This window comes from Salinispora vitiensis, from assembly GCF_000378825.1.
Taxonomy (GTDB): Bacteria; Actinomycetota; Actinomycetes; order Mycobacteriales; family Micromonosporaceae; genus Micromonospora; species Micromonospora vitiensis.
Window position 1 is genome coordinate 3,887,951 of record NZ_KB900388.1, and the last position, 17,497, is coordinate 3,905,447.

The window sequence follows — 17,497 nt, forward strand, 5'->3', positions numbered from 1 at the left end:
AAGCCCTTGCGCCTGGTCGGCCGGGCTGCGGCCAGGAGGTGCGATGGCGGCCGTCGACCGGTTTCCCACGAGGTACGACCGACGCAACGCGTACCGTACGGCACGTTGGCCGAGATCGCGCTTGCCCAGCTGCTCGCGAACGACGCCTCAGGAAGCCCTGATGCCTGTACGCAGTTGCTCGAACGCCCGGTCTGCTGATTCGGTCGCCGAAGGGTACAGGGCCGCCGCCGACTCACCCTCGCGAAGCCTCTGCCAGTTGACGCGAGCGAGGACGCGTTGCACCGCGAGGATCTGCGCAGACGCGAGCCGGGCCATCATGGTGTCCGGGGCTGCGGGTGCGAGCGCTTCCGCGAGGCTCTGCTCGTCGCGGATCTGGAACTCCTCGACCCTCGCCGAGAGGGCTGGTGTCGAGAACACCATGTTGTGATACGCCAGGACGTCCGGGTTGTCGTTGAGCCCTGTCACCGGATCCCGGCGGGTCAGTCCGTCGAGAAAATGCTGGTGCAGCGCGTCCAGGGGAGACTGCCCGGCACTTCGGGCGGCGACGACCCGGGCCGGCTCACCGGCATGGTCGGCGAGCCGGTTCAGCGCCAGATCCTCCTTGGACCGGAAGTAACGAAAGAGAGTGGGCCTGGATATCTCGGCGGCCGCGGCGATGTCGCTGACCGAGACGTTGTCGAAGCCACGAGCGAGGAACATGTCGATCGCCAGGGTGGACACCGCGTCGAACGTGCGTTGTTTCTTGCGCTCTCGCAGGCCCATCTGATCTCCCATCGCGCGATCGCACCAAAAGATACCACGACATACTTGCGACAATGTCAAGTATGTGACCTGGTTACAGTATTGCGGTACCGCCATGAGGGCTCACGCTCGTCTCGAAGGGATGCCCATGTCTTCGCCAGCTTCCACCGGGTCCGCCGAGCGCTCGGACGACATCGCCGAGGAGCAGACTTTCCTCGCCCGCACCCGCCATGCCCTGAGCTGGATGGTCGACCATGCGCACATGCGCGTCTTCACCGGAGAGGACGTGGCCGGCGACCGCTACACCGCGGAGGCACTCGGCACGATGCTCAAGACATACGCCAAGGAGTTGTCCGAAGAGCCCGAGGGAGCACCCTATTTCGGACGTCTGGCGTTCACCGACGAGCCGGACGCCGGCGACCACCGGAGCCAGCGTTACTACATCGGGCGACGGAGAGTGGTCGACGAACAGGGAGAACCGCTGGTCATCGACTGGAGAGCCCCCGTCTCCTCGCTGTTCTACCAGGCTAGTGTCCGCAATCGGCACGGCGTGTCGGTGCGCCGCCGGTTCGGCTGGAGCAAACGGCCGCCGATCGAGCTGACCGGCTTCGAGGACGAGTGGCTCGACAACGGTGAGGAGCTGGGCACCACGAGTCAGCTGCTCGCACGGGAGATCGAGCGCCCGCGTGTCGGCCCGATGCGGGACATCGTCGCGACGATCCAGCCCGAGCAGGACGACCTGGTACGTACGGATCTGGACCAGTCGCTGTGCATCCAAGGTGGACCGGGTACCGGCAAGACGGCCGTCGGCCTGCACCGTGCCGCATACCTGCTGTACGCGCATCGTAAGCAACTCAAGCGCACAGGTGTACTGGTCGTCGGCCCCAACCCGGCGTTCCTGCAGTACATCTCAGCCGTCCTGCCGGCTCTCGGCGAGGTCGAGGTCCAACAGCGCACCCTGGAAGGCGTATTGAACGACGAGCCGGCGCGGGCCACGGACAGCGACGAAGCCGCTGCGGTGAAACACGACATCCGCATGGCCGATGTGATCAAACGAGCACTCACCGGTCTGATCAGCGAACCCACCGACGGCATCGTCCTGCCCGACGGCTCGCTCCGCCTGCGAGTGCCGGTCCATGCCCTGGTACGCGAACTGCAGGTGGTGCGCGGCGAAGACCTTCCCTACGGCGTCGGACGCGAGCGCCTCCGGACGCGTTTCGTGGCCCTGCTGCAACGGCAGCTTGAATACCACGCTGAATCACCGAACCGGAAGTGGCTGGACAAGACCGGCCGGGCGCGTCCTCTCACGGCAGTGCTCGACTCATGCTGGCCCAAGATGCGCCCCGAACAACTGCTGGCGACCCTGTTCAGCGACGCTACGGCACTGTCCGCCGCCGCTGACGGCATCCTGACCCCGGACGAGCAGGCGGCACTGCTCTGGGCTCGGCCCCCGCGTAGCTTCAAGAGCGCCTCCTGGTCCGCTGCGGATCTGGTGCTGCTCGACGAGATCGCCGGGGCCATCGACCACCCCGACGGCTTCGGGCACATCGTCGTGGACGAGGCTCAGGACCTGTCTCCGCTGCAGTGCCGGGTGCTGGCCCGGCGAAGCCGACACGGCTCGCTGACCGTGCTGGGTGACCTCGCCCAAGGGACCAGCGCGTGGGCGGCGTCCGCCTGGGAAGAGCAGATGGGCCACCTGGGCAAGCCGGACGCCCCGGTCACCGCGTTGACTATGGGCTTCCGCGTACCCGCGGTTGTCCTCGGCTTCGCCAACCAACTGCTGCCACACCTGGACATCGCCGTGCCGGCAGCCACGTCAGTACGGCGCGACGGCGAGCTCCACGTGCACCACTCGCCCGAGCCCGTTGCCGCGACCGTGTCCCGCGTGCAGGCGGCACTGTCCCGGGAAGGCTCCGTCGCGGTGATTTCGACGAGCGATCGACTGAACAGTCTCGCCGAGGCGCTGCGCAAGGCCGGCATCGAGGTGACGGATGCCGGCTCCGACAGTCCCGACCCACGGGTCACCATGGTGCCCGCGATCCTCGCCAAGGGCCTCGAATTCGATCACGTCGTGGTGGTCGAGCCCGCGGAGATCGTCGCGGCCGAGGCCCGTGGACTGCACCGCCTGTACGTCGTCCTCACTCGAGCCGTCTCCCGGTTGGACGTCGTGCACAGCGCACCCCTACCCGAACCACTCACCGCAGGCGATGACACCCCGTAACGCTAGCGACAATTATCGAGGCAAAGGCCTCCGGCGAATGCCGGAGGCCTTTGCGGCTGACCACCGGTTGCACCTAGCGGCATCCGCCGCCTGGGTTCAGAACCCCGAGACCACCAGTCTGGCGAAGACGTCCCAGACTGGAGCGAGTCGAGCCAGAGGGAACTCCCCGGCTTCTCCTCCAGGTTTCCGTAGGTTGGCATGGGAGAAATCCGGCGCCTATACGCGGGGCCGGCGGGCGGTGACCATCATGACCACTCCGGACCTGCACGCCGTACCGCCGGCCGCGCCACCCGCCATCTGCTGCGCAACGGCGAGCTGTGGCGGGTGGCAAAAGGGCGCCCCACCCCGGGAAGGGGTGGGGCGCCGGTCGTTGGCCAGTCTGCGCTAGCCCGCGGTGTCGGTGACCGGCGACCCGCTCGGGTCGCCGGTCACCGACCTACTCAGATGCCGCTTGCTTTCGTGCAGTCCGACGACGGTTCCAGGCTGAAGTCGAGGGTTGCGACGAACCCTGCGTCAACCTTGGTGCGGTCGAACTCCGGAATCCAACCGTCCTTGGCGACGATCACGTCGTAGCGGCCCTTGGGCAGCCAGACCGTGTACTTGCCGGAGTTGTCCGCCGTCAGGGTGTAGCCGGCGCCGCTGCCGGTCGCGTTCACCCGGACGGTGGCCGGTACGCCGACCGTCTCCCCGCCGCAGGTAACCCCGGTGATCGTGCCCTGGAGTTTGCCCCAGCTCTTCGGCGGAGACACGTTCATCTCCACCTTCACCGGCGTGGTCGGGTACGGCACGTCGGCCGCGAAGGCCAGCTCGCCGCTGTAGCGACCGGGCTGCTCAACCCCGGCCTCAGCGGTGGCCGTGAGGGTCAGCTGCACCTTGCGGGACTCGCCCGGCTCCAGGGTGAAGCTGGCCGGTTCGGTGTTCAGCCACGGCAGCTCCGTCTCCTGGACGCACAACTCCAGCCCGCTGAGCTGTTCGACCTCCGCCGTTCCGAGGAACGGGTCAAATGAGCCGCCGATCCGGTAGGCCCCACACGCGCCGGCCCCCCGGTACCGGGCGAACTCGGCGTTCGGCAGGTCCTGCCAGGTTCCGGCCGCCGGGTCGTAGGCGATCGTCTGGTTCGTCACCGTGGCGGAGTCGTTGGTGACCCCGCCGGCCAGCACGAGCATCCCGCCGGCCGTGGCGTACGACGAACCCCACAGGTCCAGCGGCATGTCCGCGATCGGAGTCCAGGTGTCCGTCCCCGGGTCGTACTTGTGGGCGGCGGTGTCGGCGCCCGAGCCGCCGGCGCAGTACATCTGGGTGCCGACGCCACCGCAGCTCATCCATGAGACCTGCTGCGGGTAGGGGGCAACGGTGGCGAAGGTCGCGGCCTTCGGGTCGAAGACCACCGTGTCGTCGGTCGCGGTGCAGCTCGAGTTGGCGCAGCCACCCACCAGGTAGATCTTGCCGTCGACGACGGCGGTTCCGGGGGCAGCGGTCGGCGCGGGGTTGGTGACCCCGTCCAGAGTGCTCCAGGTTTCGCTGGCCGGATCGAAGACATTAACCGTGGCGTCCGGGTCGATCTCGTTGCCCCACCCGCCGATCACGTAGATCTTGCCGCCGACCGCCGCGACGCCCGGCTTCGACCGGGAGGTGGGTAGCGGCGGCAGCTCCGACCAGGAATCGGCGCCCGGGTCGTAGGCCCAGGTCGCGCGTTCGTTGCCGGTGGCGCTACCGCCGCCGATCGAATACACCTTGCCGTCCAGGATGGCGGCCGAGTTGTCGAAGGCGTTCGATGGGAGGTCCGCGACCCGGGTCCAGCTGTTGTCCGTCGACCCGTCGGCCTCGGCCGGTGCTCCACCGAACGTGGTCCCGGTCCGGGCCGTGCTGATGCCCTTCACCGTGACCTCGCGCAGCGGGGCCCCCGGCGCCTCCAACAGATCAAACGCGCCGGACCGTTCCAACACCTCGACGTCGGCCGGGGCGGTGCCGGTGTTCTTCACCGTCACCTGGGTGCTCCGGGTGCTGCCGTACGGCTGGTGTGACTCCACCTCGGTCGGGGTGACCGTGAGCTTTCCGGCGGCGAGCGCGAAGTCGGCCCGTCGCACGTCGTTGGCGACGACGGTCACGTCCTGGGTGGCCACCGGGTACGGTGCCCGCTCCGCGGTGAACGGGTGCGTTCCGGTGAGGCTGGAGAAGAGCCAGTAGAAGCCCTTCGACTCCGCTGGGTCGTCCGTGCCGGCCGAGACAGCGTTATCTTCGGGCTGATCCACGCTGGTCACCGCGACGCCGTTGAGGGCTGCGTCGGTGTTCTGGTCGCTGGTCGTGCCGACCACCAGGCCACCGGGCGCCGGGGTGCAGTTCCGGTTGGCCAGCATGACATCGTCGACCTGCCACCACCAGTCGAAGGAGCCGGCGAAGCGGAACCGCACCTGAACCTCCGACGCGCCGGCTGCCGGCGTCAACGGCACCTCCTCGACCCGCGGCCCGCGCAGGCTGCTGGTCTGGTGCCAGACGTTGGTCCAGGTCTCGCCGCCGTCGGTGGTGACGTCGATGTCGGCGCTGTCGGTGACGCCGATTGCCCGCCAGTCAGTGTTGAACCGCAGCACCGGCGCGGGGGTCCCGGAGAGATCCACCGTCGGGCTCACCAGGTCGGTGTCCTGACTGTTGCCGAGGCCGAGATCGTCGCTGTCGATGATCGCGAAGCCGCCGCTGCCGCCGGTCAGGTTGCCCCGTCCGCCGAGGTCCTCGAAGGTCCAACCGCCCTCATCGGTGCGGTTGACCACCGACCAGCCTTCCGGCGTGGTGCTGTCGGCGAAGTCCTCCGTCAGGAGCGGGTCGTCGTAGCTGGCGTTGTAGCCGGCCGCCGTGCAGGATTCCGCGATCTGAACAGCCATGTCGACGGTGGTGGCATCGCTACCGACCGGTACCTCCCGGGTCACCGTCCGGTAGTCCGGGTACTGCGGGGTGGCGGTGATTGAGTAGGTGTTGTCGCCGGCCACAGTGGCCGACCACTCTCCCGTTACCGGGTCGGTGAAGACCGGGTCGCCGGGCTTGCCGGCGATGTTGATCTTCGAGTAGAGCGGCCAGCCCTGTCCGGAGCCGTCGGTCACCTGACCGCTCACCGTGACCATGGGGCTCTCGACGAGCGCGAAGTCCCGGGTCACCGCCCCGCCCTCGTCCACGGTGAAGGTGTCCGACTGCGACTCGTAGCCGTACAGGGTGGCCGTCACCGTGGTCTCACCGGCCGGAACGGTCAGCGAGTACCGGCCGTCGGTGCCGGTGGTGGTGTCGCGGGTGCCGTCGTCGATGGTCACCCCGGCGAGCGGCTCGCCGTCCTCGGCTGCGGTCACGGTGCCGGTGACCCGCCCGACCGGGCCGCGGGGGGCCTCGTTGACCGCCGCGTACGCGTCGAGCCGGCCTTCGCCGAAGACGTTGTTGTCGGCCGCGGTCCCGCCGCAGGTGGTGTCATCGACATCACGGGCGGTACGGTCCAGCAGCGCCTCGGTCGCCGGCAGGTCCCCGCGGAGGCTGGGGGCGACCGACCAGATCAGAGCGGCAGTGGCGGCGACGTGTGGGGCTGCCATCGAGGTGCCGTTGAACGCGGCGTACCCGCCGCCGGGGATGCTGGAGCGCACGGCCACGCCCGGCGCGGCGATGTTCGGCTTGATCAGATCGGTGCCGGAGCCACGGCTGGAGAAGCCGGCGATGGCGCCGTTCGAGGCGTACGCGCCGACGGCGTAGGAGCTCTCGTAGTCCCCGGGGGAACCGGCGGTGCCGCAGCCCGGGCCGCTGTTGCCGTTGGAGAAGACCGGGAGGATCCCGGCGGCCCGCCACGCGTCGACGGTCTGCTGGTACCAGGGGTCGTTGCCGCCGCCGCCCCACGAGTTGTTGACGATGTCGGGGCGCAGCTCCGGGCGGGGGTTCTCGCCGTTGGCGTCGGTCGGGGCCAGGATCCACTGGCCGGAGGCGAGGAGCGCGGCGTCCGAGCAGGTGCTGACCTCGCAGCCCTTCGCCGCTATCCACCGGGCACCCGGTGCGACGCCGATCTGGTTGTCGGCCCCGTCGTCACCGACCATCGTGCCCATCGTGTGCGTGCCGTGGTCGTTGTTGTCGCAGGGCTCCGAGTCGGAGCAGATGCCCGTCGGGTCGAACCAGTTGTAGGCGTGGTCGAAGCTGCCGCCGCCGAGGTTGCCCCGGTAGGAGTTGACCAGGGCGGGGTGGTCGTACTGCACCCCGGTGTCGATGTTGGCGATCACGATGCCTTCGCCGCGGTCGCCGAACTCGTCCCACACCTGGGGGGCGCCGATCTCGGCGACACCCCACTCGATGGCGTCGGTGCGGGCCTCAGCCTCGGCGGGCGTCGGCTCGATCAGCTGGCGGCTGCCGACCGGCTCGATCCGCTCGACCTCGGGCCGGTTCGCGATCTCGTCGATCAGGGCCCGGTCACCGTGGACCTGGATGGCGTTGGCGATCCAGTAGGAGGTGTGCTCCGCCTTCCGCGCGTCGAGCATCCGCAGCAGGTCGGCTTGGGTGCGGTCGGCGGTGTTGGTCAGGAGCTGGTGGACTGCACGGGCCCGGTCGTCGGGCTCTTGCAGCGTCGCGGTGGTGGCCAGCGGTGCGGTTTCCCGTAGGTAGACCAGGAAACTGGTGCTGTCGCTGGTCTCCAGCAGCTCGGACGCGACGGTTGCCCGCTCTGCTGCGCCGGGCGGCGACGCGGCGAGCGCTGGCTGGGCACTCAGCCCCAACACCAGCGCCCCGAACGCGACGGCCAGACGCCCCAGGCGTGACCGCGCGGATGGTCGTACGAACACGTGTCCTCCCCACGTCCGCGGGCCCGGGCTGTTCCGAGCCCGCGCCAGCCATGCTTGTGAAAACACCGACGCTGATCAATAAAATGTCTCGGTCAGTATTCGATCAGTGACTGGGCGCGCTTCTGGTCGTACGCTGACTCGGTGTTCAGCCGGACATCATCTCGGCGGGGGGATGCCCGTCGGGTTACGCGGGTGCCTGGGGAGGCAGCGTGTCTGAGCGGAAAGGTCCAATCGTGGTCTGTGTGAGCCCCGACATGGCAGTGCGCGAGCGCGTGCTGCGTAGCCTCGACGGGGTGGGGCCGGTGTTGAGCTGTGCCGATCTCGCGGAGTTGCGGGCGATGCTCTTTCCTGAACCATCCGTCACCGAGGAGCGGGGCACCGGTCCACCGGAGACCCTGGTCCGCTACGGCGAGTTGGTGGTTGACCCGCCGGGGCACCTGGTCACCTGGCGGGGACGCCCACTGGCGTTGACCCGTACCGAACGGCGGTTGTTGACCCGGTTGGTGACCCCGCCGGTCCGGCTCTGGAGCTATGAGCGACTCTTCGCCGCGGTCTGGGGCGGCGCCTACCTCGGCGACACCGCGATCCTGCATTCGGCGGTCAAGCGGCTCCGGTGCAAGCTGCGCCTGCTCTCCGGCGGCCCACGGGTGCTGACCGTGCGTGGCGTCGGCTACCGGCTCGTCCTGGGCCCCGACGACTCGGGCGGATAGTGCGGCCGTCCGGCGGCGGCTGACCCCGGTTCGGGACATGACACGATGGTGCGGTGAGCGCCGTCCATCCGGGGTACGCCCCGCCCTCCGGGCCTGATCGCCCGCCGTCGGGGTCGTGGGTCCGGCGCTGGCTACTCGTGGGCACGGCGGTCTGGGCGGTGCTGCTGGCCGGGCTGGCCTGGTGGTCGGCCCGCACCGACGAGCCGACAGTGCGGGAGCAGCGCACGATCGAGCAGGCGGCGCCGGTGGTCGACGCGGCGGTCGGCCAGCTCGTCGCGGCGCTCGACGGCACAGCGTGGGCGATGACGCCGTCCCGCGTGGAGCGGGGCTGCCGGGTCACCCCGGTCAGCGCGGGCGCGGAACTGACCCGCGGGATCGGCGTCCTGGTAGCCGAGGGAGGTGAGCGCGACCTACTCCGCCAGGTCGCCGACGCGCTGCCGGCGCGATGGCGGGCCGGCGTGCGGGATGCCGCCGAGGGCCCGCTGCTGCGCGCCGACGCCGGTGAGTTCGTCCTGGTCGAGGGGGAGTCGACGAGTCCGGGCCGGGTTCGGCTCGAGGTACTGACCGGCTGTCGCCCGACCGACGCCGGGTCCGGTGATCTGCTGCTGGGGAACCCGCCCGAACCGGCGCTCCGTGCCGCGCTGCAGGCGCTGGGCCGTCCGGTGCCGGAGCAGGTGGATCAGATTTGGACCTCGTGCCCCGGCGGCGCGAAGGCCCGGACCGAGCGGGTGGCGGCCGGCCCCGAGCCGGCATCACTGAGCGCCCTGGCCCCGTTGGCCGCCGCCGGCACCGTTGTGATCGACACCCCCGAGGTGTACGCGTACCGGAGCGGCACCGACCTGATCATCGCCGACGCCACCGGCGACCAGCTGCACCTGGCGTTCTCGACCGGGTGCGCTGACTGACGAGGGAGAAATCGTCACGATGTGTCGGCCGAGTCTCCTAGCCTTTCGCGGATGACTAGCGAGAATCTCCAATTCACGGTTCTGGGTTGTGCAACGCCCTACCCGAGTGTGGACAATCCCTGTTCCGGCTACCTGGTGTCGGGTGGGGGTGCCCGGGTGTGGGTGGACGCGGGCAGCGGGACGCTGGCTCAGCTGCAACGACATGTCCGGCTGGACGAACTGGACGCGATCTGGATCTCGCACCTGCACGCTGATCACAGCGCCGACCTCCTGACCGCCTACTACGGTGCGCTGTACGCCGATATCCAGCTTGCGGCTCCGATCCCGTTGTACGGCCCGCCCGGCATCGCCGACCGATTGGCGCACTTTTTGACCAACACCGCGACCCGCAGCCCGATCGAATCCGCCTTCGCCATTGAGGAGCTACACGACGGGGATCGGGTGGCGGTCGGCGCACTCACGTTGACCAGCCGTTCGGTGGCACACGGTATCCCCGCCTTCGCATTGCGTGTCGATATTGGGGGGCGGTCGTTGGTGTACTCCGGGGATACAGCCCCCTGTCCTGGCCTGACGAGTCTGGCCGAGGGCTGCGATGTGCTGCTGTGTGAGGCCGAGAGCGCGCAGGTCTCGAGCGCGGGAGAACGGGTTCACCACACGCCGGAGGATGCCGGTGAGACTGCTCGAGCGGCCGGGGTGGGGCGCCTGATCGTCACGCACATCGGGAGGTTCCTCACCCCAGAACAGGCGGTGGCACGTGCCTCGACTCGGTTCGATGGCCCCATCGACTACGCCGTCCCCGGTGCCACCCGGACGGTGTTCGCGGAGCGCTAGTAGACGAGCGCGCGGGTCTCCTCGGCCATGACCTCTTCGACGAAGACCGCCGAGCCGGCGATCCGGACGCCGGGCAGCACGTCGCCGGTCCCGATGTCCCGGCGGGCCGCGCACTGTGTGCAGGCGGTCACCCGGCCCGTCGTCAGGATCACGTGTAGCAGCTCACCCAGCGGGGCCGAGTGCGGCAGCTCGAACTCCTGTGCCCGGCCGGGCAGCGCGAACCAGGTCGCCTCGCCGGTTAACCAGAGCGAGACGTCAACTCCAGCGGCGGCTGCGGTGGCCGCAACCGTGAAGGCCTGCGCGCACCGCTCCGGGGAATCCGCTCCGGCGGTGACCTTGACGACGAGGGTTCGGCCCACGAGCGCCAGCATAGGATAGGCGCCGATGGTCACCGAGATAGGGTTCGTAAGTTTGCTGGTCGCCGCGCTGGGCGGGCTCGCCGGCGGCTTGGTCTACCTCGCCGTACGCATTTCGAGAGGGCATTAGTGAGTGACGAGAATCCGCTTCAGCCGCCGTGGCTGAACGCGCCTCCGGTGGACCCGTACCCCTACGAGGAGAGCCACGACCTGCGTACCGGCCCGAAGCTGCACCCCACTCTGGACGGCCTGCTGCCGTACATCGGGGTGTGGCGGGGTCGGGGCCGGGGCGGCTACCCCACCATCGAGGATTTCGACTACGCGCAGGAGATCCGGATCAGCCACGACGGCCGACCGTTCCTCTGCTACGAGTCGCGGGCGTGGCTGCTGGACGAGCAGAGTCGCCCGGTCCGCCCGGCCGGGCGGGAGATGGGCTGGTGGCGGCCGGTACTCGACGGTGACGACCGGGCGACCAACGAGTGGGAGGCGCTGATGAGCACACCCACCGGCGTGATGGAGCTACACATCGGCAAGCGCACCGGCACCCAGCTCGAGTTCGCCACCGACGCGGTGGTCCGCACCCCCACCGCGAAGGAGGTGACCGCCGGTCACCGCCTCTTCGGCATCGTGGAGGGCGCCCTGCTCTACGCGCAGGAGATGGCCGCGGTCGGTCACGGCCTCACCCCGCACCTGTCCGCCCGGCTGATCCGGGTGGGTGGCTGAAGCAGTCCGGCTACTCCGGGCGGGCGGCGGAGGCCAGTCCGGCTGATCCGCGGCGGGTCAGTCCGGTTGGTCGTCGTCGGGCGGGACGGGGAAGCCGAGTAGCGCCTGTAGCCGCCGGGTGTAGGCCGACCGGGGCCGGCCGATGCCGTCCAGGACGCGGACCTCGACCAGGCCCCGGACCGACGAGCTGAACCAGACCGCGTCCGCGGCATGCAGCTCGGGCGGGGTCGCCAGCTGCTCGTGCGCTCCCAGCCCCACCTGTGCGGCGTTGGCCAGCAGCCAGGCGGCGGTGGTACCGGGCAGGACGCCGGCCGCGGCGGGCACCGTGCGCAGCGCCCCATCGGTGAGCCAGAGGACGTTGGCGGTCGGCCCCTCCAGGACGTACCCGTCGGTGGAGGTCCAGAGCGCGTCGTCGACGCCGTTGCGGGCCGCCCACCGGCGGGCGGCGTTGTGCACCGCGTACGACGTGGTCTTGCTGCCGGTGGGCAGCCAGTCCAGGCCGGCGCGGCCGTGGGCCGGCACGCCCAGCGGCAAGGTCGCCACGGTGATCCCGTCCCGGCGGGCCGCCCGCGCCGACGGCGGCACCGGGGCCAGCGTGGCGTACACGGTCGGGGTCTCGCCGCCGGCCGCGCCACGGGTGCAGACCAGCCGCAGCGCCCCCTCGACCTCGGTGGGCCAGTCGACGCAGATCTCCTCGAGCAGTGCGATCAGGGCGTCGGCCGGCGGCAGGGTCAGACCCAGCACCGGGGCCGCCCGGGTCATCCGTTCCAGGTGCGCCTCCCGCAGCCAGGGTCGGCCCGCCCGCAGGTGCATCGTTTCGAAGAGGCCGTCACCGTGCAGCACGCCCAGGTCATCGCCGCGCAGCACTGGCTCTGTGACCGGCACCCGGCCCCGCCCGAGCACCGCGATCCTCGCCGTCGTCATGGCCGCCGAGCATAGGGCCCAGCGGGCTGCACCGGGTGGGGTCTGGCCCGGCACCACCGACACGGGCGCCGGCAGAACGGGGCCGGTAGGACGGGAGAGCACTGTTCGGCCCGAGCGAACTATGCTTGGACGGTGTCCGAATCCTCCCTCGCGGAACTCCTCCGGGCCCGTGGGCTGCGCTTGACAGCGCAGCGGCAGCTCGTCCTCCAGGCGGTGTTGGATCTGGGGCATGCCACCCCGGAGCAGGTCCACACGGCTGTCCGGGAGGTGGCCGCCGGGGTCAACATCACTACCATCTACCGCACGCTGGAGCTGCTGGAACGGCTCGGCCTGGTGACGCACACCCACCTCTCGCATGGCTCGCCGACCTTCCACGCGGCCGGCGAGGACCAGCACGTGCACCTGGTCTGCCGGGAGTGCGGCGCGATCGACGAGATCGATCCCGCCCTGCTGCGCCCGTTGGCTGACCAGCTTGCCGAGCAGCGGGGGTTCCGGGTGGACGTCGGCCATGTCTCCCTCTTCGGCCGCTGTAGTCGCTGCGCGAACGGGGAGCAAGAATGATCGACATTGCCGGGGCGGTCTCCGTCGAGAGCATCGACGAGGACAGCCGGGATCAACCGGAGCCGGCGCACGCCGCGGCGGGGGTCCGCTCGGTGGCGGCGCACTACGGGGACCCGCTGCGCGAGCAGCGCACCCTGGAGACGGCGGTCGGCCTGGTCGACCGTTCGCACCGGGGGGTGATCGCGGTGCCGGGCGAGGATCGTCTCGGCTGGCTGCACACGCTCACCACGCAGCACCTGGCGGACCTGCCCGCTGGGCAGGGCACCGAGTTGCTGGTGCTCTCCCCGCACGGGCACGTCGAGCAGCACGCGATGGTGGCCGAGGAGGGCGGCACGACCTGGCTGGACACCGAGCCGGGCGACACCGGTGGGCTGCTCGGGTATCTGGAGCGGATGCGCTTTTTCAGCAAGGTGGAGCCGCGCGACGTGACGCCGGAGCACGCCCTGCTCTCGCTGGTCGGCCCGGCGGCGGTGGACGCCGTGGCGACGCTCGGCGTCGCCGGCCTGGCGGAGCCGGACCTGCTCGAGGTGCCCGGCCCGAAGTTCCGGGCCGGCTCGGTGCCGCCCCGGTCGACGGTGCGCTACGACGTCCGTGCGCTACCGATCGGGGGCTGGGCCCGCCGTGGCCCGCTCGGCGTTGACCTGCTGGTGGCTCGGGAGGCCATGGGCCGGGTGGTGGCCGAGCTGCGCGGCGCGGACGTGCCGGTCGCCGGGCTCTGGGCGTACGAGGCGGTGCGGGTGGCCGCCCGTCGGCCCCGGGTCGGGCTGGATACCGACCACCGGAGCATTCCGGCGGAGGTGGGCCTGGTGGGGCCGGCCGTACACCTGGAGAAGGGCTGCTACCGGGGGCAGGAGACGGTGGCCCGGGTGCACAACATGGGTCGGCCGCCGCGTCGGCTGGTCCTCCTGCACCTGGACGGGGTGACCACGGACCAGCCACCGTCGGCCGGCACTCCGGTGACTCGGGATGGGCGGACGGTCGGCTTCGTCGGCACCGCCGTGCACCACCACGAGCTGGGCCAGGTCGCCCTGGCGGTGGTCAAGCGCAACGTGCCCGACGACGCCCGGCTACTGGTCGGGGAGACCGCCGCGATGATCGATAGCTAGCAAGGAACCCGGTCAGACGTCGTTCGCAGCGGAAGGATTCAGGTTTTCCGGCCGGCATGCCGGAAGACTTCCGGCCGGACGGTCGTCGATCGGGCGACTAGGATCCGGTAATGACGACAGGGACGTTGATCACGGTTGCCCCGACCGGGGCCGAGTCGGCCAAGGTTGAGGTGCCGGCGCTGCCGGTCACCCTCGATGAGCTGCTGCTGACCGCGAAGGAGTGCGAGGCCCTGGGCGCCTCCGTGGTCCACGTCCACATCCGGGACGCCGCGGCGCAGCCGACCCTCGACCCGCGGCGGCTGCGCGAGACCGTCGCGGCGCTCCGCGAGCGCACCGACCTGGTGGTGCAGCTCTCCTCGGGGGGCGCGGTGAGCGACCCGGAGGCCGACCGGCTCGCCGTACTCGATGCCGCTCCGGACATGGCCTCCTGCACGATGGGCACGGTCAATTTCGGCACCGACGTGTTTCTCAACCGGTGGGAGTTCATCGTCGAGTTGCACACCCGGATGCAGGAACGCGGCATCGTCCCGGAGTACGAGATCTTCGACCTGGGGCATCTCACCGCCCTGCAGCGCCTGCTCGGCAAGTACGGCCTGCCGGCCGGCGGGCATGTGCACGTTGACCTCGTCATGGGAGTGCCCGGCGGAATGCCCGGCACTCCCGCGGCTCTGGTGGCCGCCGAGCAGATGCTGCGGGACCTGCCAACCGGCACCACCTTCTCGGCGACCGGCGTCGGTCGGAGCACGATCCCGGTCCTGCTGGCCTCGCTCTCGGCCGGCGGCCACCTGCGGGTGGGCATGGAGGACACGGTGACCTACGCCAAGGGGCAGCCGGTCGAGTCCAACATGCAGCTCGTGGCCCGCGCGGTCGGCTTCGCCCAGCTCGCTCAGCGTCCTCCGCTCACCACCGCCGAGGCCCGGGAACTACTCGGCGTGCCGGCCCTTCGCCGGTAAGTGGTGTGTTGGGGGTAGCCCCCTGACGTCGCGTTCCCAATTCCCTGGTCACCCGTCGGCTGGACGTTCCCGAAGGGCGGTAACGTCCACCCCGTGGGAAAGACGTACGAGGGCGGCGTGCCGCTCGCTGAGGTGGTCCGGTCGGGTTTCGTCGAGGGTGTGCATCGCGGGTCGGTGGTGGCGCTCGACGCGACTGGCGCGGCGGTGGCGAGGGCGGGGGATGTGACGTCGCCGATCTTCCCCCGATCGTCGAACAAGCCGTTGCAGACGGTGGGAATGATCCGGGCGGGCCTGCGGCTGGGCGACTCGGCTGACCTCGCCCTGGTATCGGCCAGCCACGAGGGGGAGGATTTCCACCGGGCCCGGGTCGGTGGGTTGTTGGCGCGGGCCGGGCTCGACGAGTCCGCGTTGCACTGCCCGCCCGACCTGCCGGCGGACGAAGCGGCGCGGGAGGCGGTGTTGCGCGCCGGTGGTGGCCCGACCCGGATCCAGATGAACTGCTCCGGAAAGCACACCGGAATGCTGCTGACCTGCCAGGCGGCGGGCTGGCCCGAGGAGGGGTACTGGCGCAGCGAGCACCCGCTGCAGGAGCGGTTGCGAGCGGCGGTCGAGGAGTTCACCGACGAGCCGGCGGCGGCGGTCGGGATCGACGGCTGTGGCGCACCGGTGCTGGCCGTGTCGTTGTCCGGCCTTGCCCTGGCGTACCTGCGGCTGGTGCAGGCGGAGCCGGGCTCGCCGGAGCGGGCGGTGGCGGACTCGATGCGGGCGCATCCGGAGATCGTCGGCGGTACGCGGGCCGACGACAGCCGGGTGATGCGGGCGGTGTCGGGGCTGCTCGCGAAGATCGGGGTGGAGGGGGTCATCGCCGCGGCGGTCCCGGGCGTCGGTGCGGTGGCGATGAAGATCGACGATGGCGCCGGCCGGGCCCGGATGCCGGTGCTGGTATCCGCGCTGCGCCGGCTCGGGGTGCGGGCACCGGCGTTGGCGGAGTTCGCTGAGGTCCCGCTCCTCGGCGGGGGACGGCCGGTGGGCGCGGTGCGATCGCTCTGGTAACCCGCTTCGCCGGAAGGTGGTTTGGTGCGGTGCTGGCTGCGACTGGGCGGCCAGCACCACGACGGCGGGGCGCGCCCGGCGCTAACTCTGGCTAGCATTTTGCTTGCAGGAGTTAGCGCCGCGAGCTAGCGTTGAGTTATGGCCAGTGGTAAAGACCTTCCCAACATCGGCGGGTTCATTCGCGACCTGCGCCGGAGTGCGAAGATCTCCCTCCGGCAGCTGTCCGAGCAGGCGGGAGTCAGCAACCCGTACCTGAGTCAGATCGAGCGCGGGCTGCGCAAGCCCAGCGCTGAGGTGCTGCAGCAGCTCGCCAGCGCGCTGCGGGTCTCCACTCCGGCGATGTACCTGCGGGCCGGGCTGCTGGATGACCGGGAGGGGCAGGGCGTTCTCGCCGCGATAGCCGTGGACCCCGACCTGACCATGGCACAGAAGCAGTCGCTCACCCAGATCTACGAGACGTTCCGTCGCGAGAACGCGCGGCTCGCGGAGGCGACCGCCGCCGCCGACGCGGCGTCGGCCGAGTCGGCGACCGGCCCGGTCACCACCGAATCGGTCGCCGCGCCCACCACCGAGGCTGCGACGGGCGCGGTCACCACCGAATCGGTCGCCGCCGCACCCACCACCGAGGCTGCGACCGGCACGGTCACCACCGGTTCGGTCGCCGGCCCGTCCGCAACCGAACCGGAGCCGAGCCCAGCCGAGCCGCCGGGTGCCTCCGCCGACCTAGCCAACATCGCGGTCACCGGCCCGACGACGACCGGGGGCACGCCGACCGGCGGTGCGTGAGTCGCACCGCCATCGACCCGACTCCGTTCCTGTTCCGACGCCAGTGCAGCAGTCCGCCCGAAGGGCGACCCCGAAGCCGCCGACGCGGTTGAAGAGGAGAAACGATGACTAGTCAGCCTAAAACCAGTCGTATCCCCGCCCCCCTCTACGCCGCCGCCGGTGCCGGCGACCTGGCGTACCAGCAGCTGCGAAAGCTCCCCGCGGCCGTGAGTGAGCTGCGCGACCGGGTCGCTGCCGACCTCAGCACGGTAGACGGGGCCGAGCTGCGTCAGAAGGCCACCGAGACGCTGCGTACGGCGACCGCTGCCGCGGAGAACCTGCGCCGGCGGGCCGCCAGCGACCTGGACCTCGACCGCCTTCGGGAGACCGCCACCCGCAACGCAGCCGTCGTGGTGGCCAGCGCCCAGGCCGCGCAGGAGCGGGCAGTCGCCACCTACGGCGCGCTCGTCGGTCACGGGGAGCGGGTCGTCGGCGCCGGCGTGCTCGAGGCCGCCGACACGGTGAACACCGACATCGAGACGACCGAGCAGGCCCCGGCGCCGACCCCGGCGCAGCTCGCCGAGGCCGCCGAGGTAAAGCCACCCGCTGTCACGAAGCGTGCCACCTCGTCCGCCGAGGCCAAGCCGGCGGCCGTTGCGAAGCGTGCCACCAAGGCCGCCGAGGCCAAGCCGGCGGCGGCCGTCGCGAAGCGTGCCACCAAGGCCGCCGGCAAGCCGGCCTCCTCGGCACCGAAGTCACCGCGCGCGACGAAGCGGACCCCGCCGGCCGGTAGCTGACCTGCGGCGCCGGGCGAGAGCCCGGTGACGCCGAAGACCCTGGGGGCGGCCTGACGGA

The 17,497-nt window shown here is 70.7% G+C and carries 16 protein-coding genes; 12 read left to right on the forward strand and 4 right to left on the reverse strand.

Going from position 1 to position 17,497, the window contains the following annotated elements:
* Window positions 1-147: 147 nt before the first annotated feature.
* Entirely contained in the window at window positions 148-762 is a 615-nt protein-coding gene (locus SALPAC2_RS0118390; protein ID WP_018218105.1) for a TetR family transcriptional regulator, read from the reverse strand.
* Between the two features lie 127 nt (window positions 763-889).
* Between SALPAC2_RS0118390 and SALPAC2_RS0118395 the strand changes: the two genes are divergently transcribed.
* Window positions 890-2,962 carry a HelD family protein gene (locus SALPAC2_RS0118395; protein ID WP_018218106.1) on the forward strand — a complete coding sequence of 691 codons (2,073 nt, stop codon included), beginning with the start codon at window positions 890-892 and terminating at the stop codon, window positions 2,960-2,962.
* A 440-nt stretch (window positions 2,963-3,402) separates the two neighbouring features.
* Here the strand turns inward: SALPAC2_RS0118395 and SALPAC2_RS0118400 are convergent, their stop codons facing one another.
* Entirely contained in the window at window positions 3,403-7,755 is a 4,353-nt protein-coding gene (locus SALPAC2_RS0118400) for a S8 family serine peptidase (RefSeq protein WP_018218107.1), read from the reverse strand.
* Between the two features lie 254 nt (window positions 7,756-8,009).
* On the opposite strand from SALPAC2_RS0118400, the gene SALPAC2_RS0118405 reads away from it, so the two are divergent.
* The 3 genes from SALPAC2_RS0118405 to SALPAC2_RS0118415 are packed head-to-tail and all read left to right on the forward strand — an operon-like array spanning window position 8,010 to window position 10,201.
* Complete coding sequence (locus tag SALPAC2_RS0118405) at window positions 8,010-8,465, forward strand: winged helix-turn-helix domain-containing protein (RefSeq protein WP_018218108.1); 456 nt, start codon at window positions 8,010-8,012, stop codon at window positions 8,463-8,465.
* A gap of 53 nt (window positions 8,466-8,518) precedes the next feature.
* Entirely contained in the window at window positions 8,519-9,370 is an 852-nt protein-coding gene (locus SALPAC2_RS0118410; protein ID WP_026184872.1) for a hypothetical protein, read from the forward strand.
* Window positions 9,371-9,421: 51 nt separating this feature from the next.
* Complete coding sequence (locus SALPAC2_RS0118415) at window positions 9,422-10,201, forward strand: MBL fold metallo-hydrolase (protein ID WP_026184873.1); 780 nt, start codon at window positions 9,422-9,424, stop codon at window positions 10,199-10,201.
* Here SALPAC2_RS0118415 and SALPAC2_RS0118420 read toward each other — a convergent pair.
* Window positions 10,198-10,572: a DsrE family protein gene (locus SALPAC2_RS0118420; protein WP_018218111.1), complete on the reverse strand. Its 375-nt coding sequence runs from the start codon at window positions 10,570-10,572 to the stop codon at window positions 10,198-10,200. The two genes, SALPAC2_RS0118415 and SALPAC2_RS0118420, sit on opposite strands and share 4 nt — an antisense overlap.
* Before the next feature lie 13 nt (window positions 10,573-10,585).
* On the opposite strand from SALPAC2_RS0118420, the gene mtfM reads away from it, so the two are divergent.
* Entirely contained in the window at window positions 10,586-10,687 is a 102-nt protein-coding gene (gene mtfM / locus SALPAC2_RS28385) for a small membrane protein MtfM (RefSeq protein WP_018218112.1), read from the forward strand.
* A complete protein-coding gene (locus SALPAC2_RS0118430; protein WP_018218113.1) occupies window positions 10,687-11,280 on the forward strand; it encodes a nitrobindin family protein in 594 nt (197 codons plus the stop codon). The genes mtfM and SALPAC2_RS0118430 overlap by 1 nt, the downstream gene beginning before the upstream one ends.
* A gap of 57 nt (window positions 11,281-11,337) precedes the next feature.
* Here SALPAC2_RS0118430 and SALPAC2_RS0118435 read toward each other — a convergent pair whose 3' ends face one another.
* On the reverse strand, window positions 11,338-12,204 hold the full coding sequence (locus SALPAC2_RS0118435) for an aminotransferase class IV (RefSeq protein ID WP_018218114.1): 867 nt from the start codon (window positions 12,202-12,204) through the stop codon (window positions 11,338-11,340).
* Window positions 12,205-12,336: 132 nt separating this feature from the next.
* Between SALPAC2_RS0118435 and SALPAC2_RS0118440 the strand changes: the two genes are divergently transcribed.
* The 6 genes from SALPAC2_RS0118440 to SALPAC2_RS0118465 all read left to right on the forward strand — a co-directional run bounded on the left by SALPAC2_RS0118440 (window position 12,337) and on the right by SALPAC2_RS0118465 (window position 17,439).
* Window positions 12,337-12,765 (forward strand): Fur family transcriptional regulator, encoded by a 429-nt coding sequence (locus SALPAC2_RS0118440; protein WP_018218115.1) that lies wholly within the window; start codon window positions 12,337-12,339, stop codon window positions 12,763-12,765.
* Complete coding sequence (gene ygfZ, locus SALPAC2_RS0118445; protein WP_018218116.1) at window positions 12,762-13,871, forward strand: CAF17-like 4Fe-4S cluster assembly/insertion protein YgfZ; 1,110 nt, start codon at window positions 12,762-12,764, stop codon at window positions 13,869-13,871. Before SALPAC2_RS0118440 ends, ygfZ begins: the two co-directional genes overlap by 4 nt.
* A 110-nt stretch (window positions 13,872-13,981) precedes the next feature.
* Window positions 13,982-14,824 carry a BKACE family enzyme gene (locus SALPAC2_RS0118450; RefSeq protein ID WP_018218117.1) on the forward strand — a complete coding sequence of 281 codons (843 nt, stop codon included), beginning with the start codon at window positions 13,982-13,984 and terminating at the stop codon, window positions 14,822-14,824.
* Between the two features lie 93 nt (window positions 14,825-14,917).
* Complete coding sequence (locus SALPAC2_RS0118455; RefSeq protein WP_018218118.1) at window positions 14,918-15,877, forward strand: asparaginase; 960 nt, start codon at window positions 14,918-14,920, stop codon at window positions 15,875-15,877.
* Window positions 15,878-16,015: 138 nt separating this feature from the next.
* The gene (locus SALPAC2_RS0118460; protein ID WP_018218119.1) at window positions 16,016-16,663 is read left to right on the forward strand and encodes a helix-turn-helix domain-containing protein; all 648 of its coding nucleotides are present in this window, start codon (window positions 16,016-16,018) and stop codon (window positions 16,661-16,663) included.
* A gap of 104 nt (window positions 16,664-16,767) precedes the next feature.
* Complete coding sequence (locus tag SALPAC2_RS0118465) at window positions 16,768-17,439, forward strand: hypothetical protein (RefSeq protein ID WP_018218120.1); 672 nt, start codon at window positions 16,768-16,770, stop codon at window positions 17,437-17,439.
* Window positions 17,440-17,497: the final 58 nt, after the last annotated feature.

Excerpts from the sequence above, each read along its gene's own strand:
- SALPAC2_RS0118390 (WP_018218105.1), bottom strand. The coding sequence starts at position 762 with ATGGGCCTGCGAGAGCGCAAGAAACAACGCACGTTCGACGCGGTGTCC.
- SALPAC2_RS0118395 (WP_018218106.1), top strand. The coding sequence starts at position 890 with ATGTCTTCGCCAGCTTCCACCGGGTCCGCCGAGCGCTCGGACGACATC.
- SALPAC2_RS0118405 (WP_018218108.1), top strand. The coding sequence starts at position 8,010 with ATGGCAGTGCGCGAGCGCGTGCTGCGTAGCCTCGACGGGGTGGGGCCG.
- SALPAC2_RS0118415 (WP_026184873.1), top strand. The coding sequence starts at position 9,422 with ATGACTAGCGAGAATCTCCAATTCACGGTTCTGGGTTGTGCAACGCCC.
- SALPAC2_RS0118420 (WP_018218111.1), bottom strand. The coding sequence starts at position 10,572 with ATGCTGGCGCTCGTGGGCCGAACCCTCGTCGTCAAGGTCACCGCCGGA.
- mtfM (WP_018218112.1), top strand. The coding sequence starts at position 10,586 with ATGGTCACCGAGATAGGGTTCGTAAGTTTGCTGGTCGCCGCGCTGGGC.
- SALPAC2_RS0118435 (WP_018218114.1), bottom strand. The coding sequence starts at position 12,204 with ATGACGACGGCGAGGATCGCGGTGCTCGGGCGGGGCCGGGTGCCGGTC.
- ygfZ (WP_018218116.1), top strand. The coding sequence starts at position 12,762 with ATGATCGACATTGCCGGGGCGGTCTCCGTCGAGAGCATCGACGAGGAC.
- SALPAC2_RS0118450 (WP_018218117.1), top strand. The coding sequence starts at position 13,982 with ATGACGACAGGGACGTTGATCACGGTTGCCCCGACCGGGGCCGAGTCG.
- SALPAC2_RS0118460 (WP_018218119.1), top strand. The coding sequence starts at position 16,016 with ATGGCCAGTGGTAAAGACCTTCCCAACATCGGCGGGTTCATTCGCGAC.
- SALPAC2_RS0118465 (WP_018218120.1), top strand. The coding sequence starts at position 16,768 with ATGACTAGTCAGCCTAAAACCAGTCGTATCCCCGCCCCCCTCTACGCC.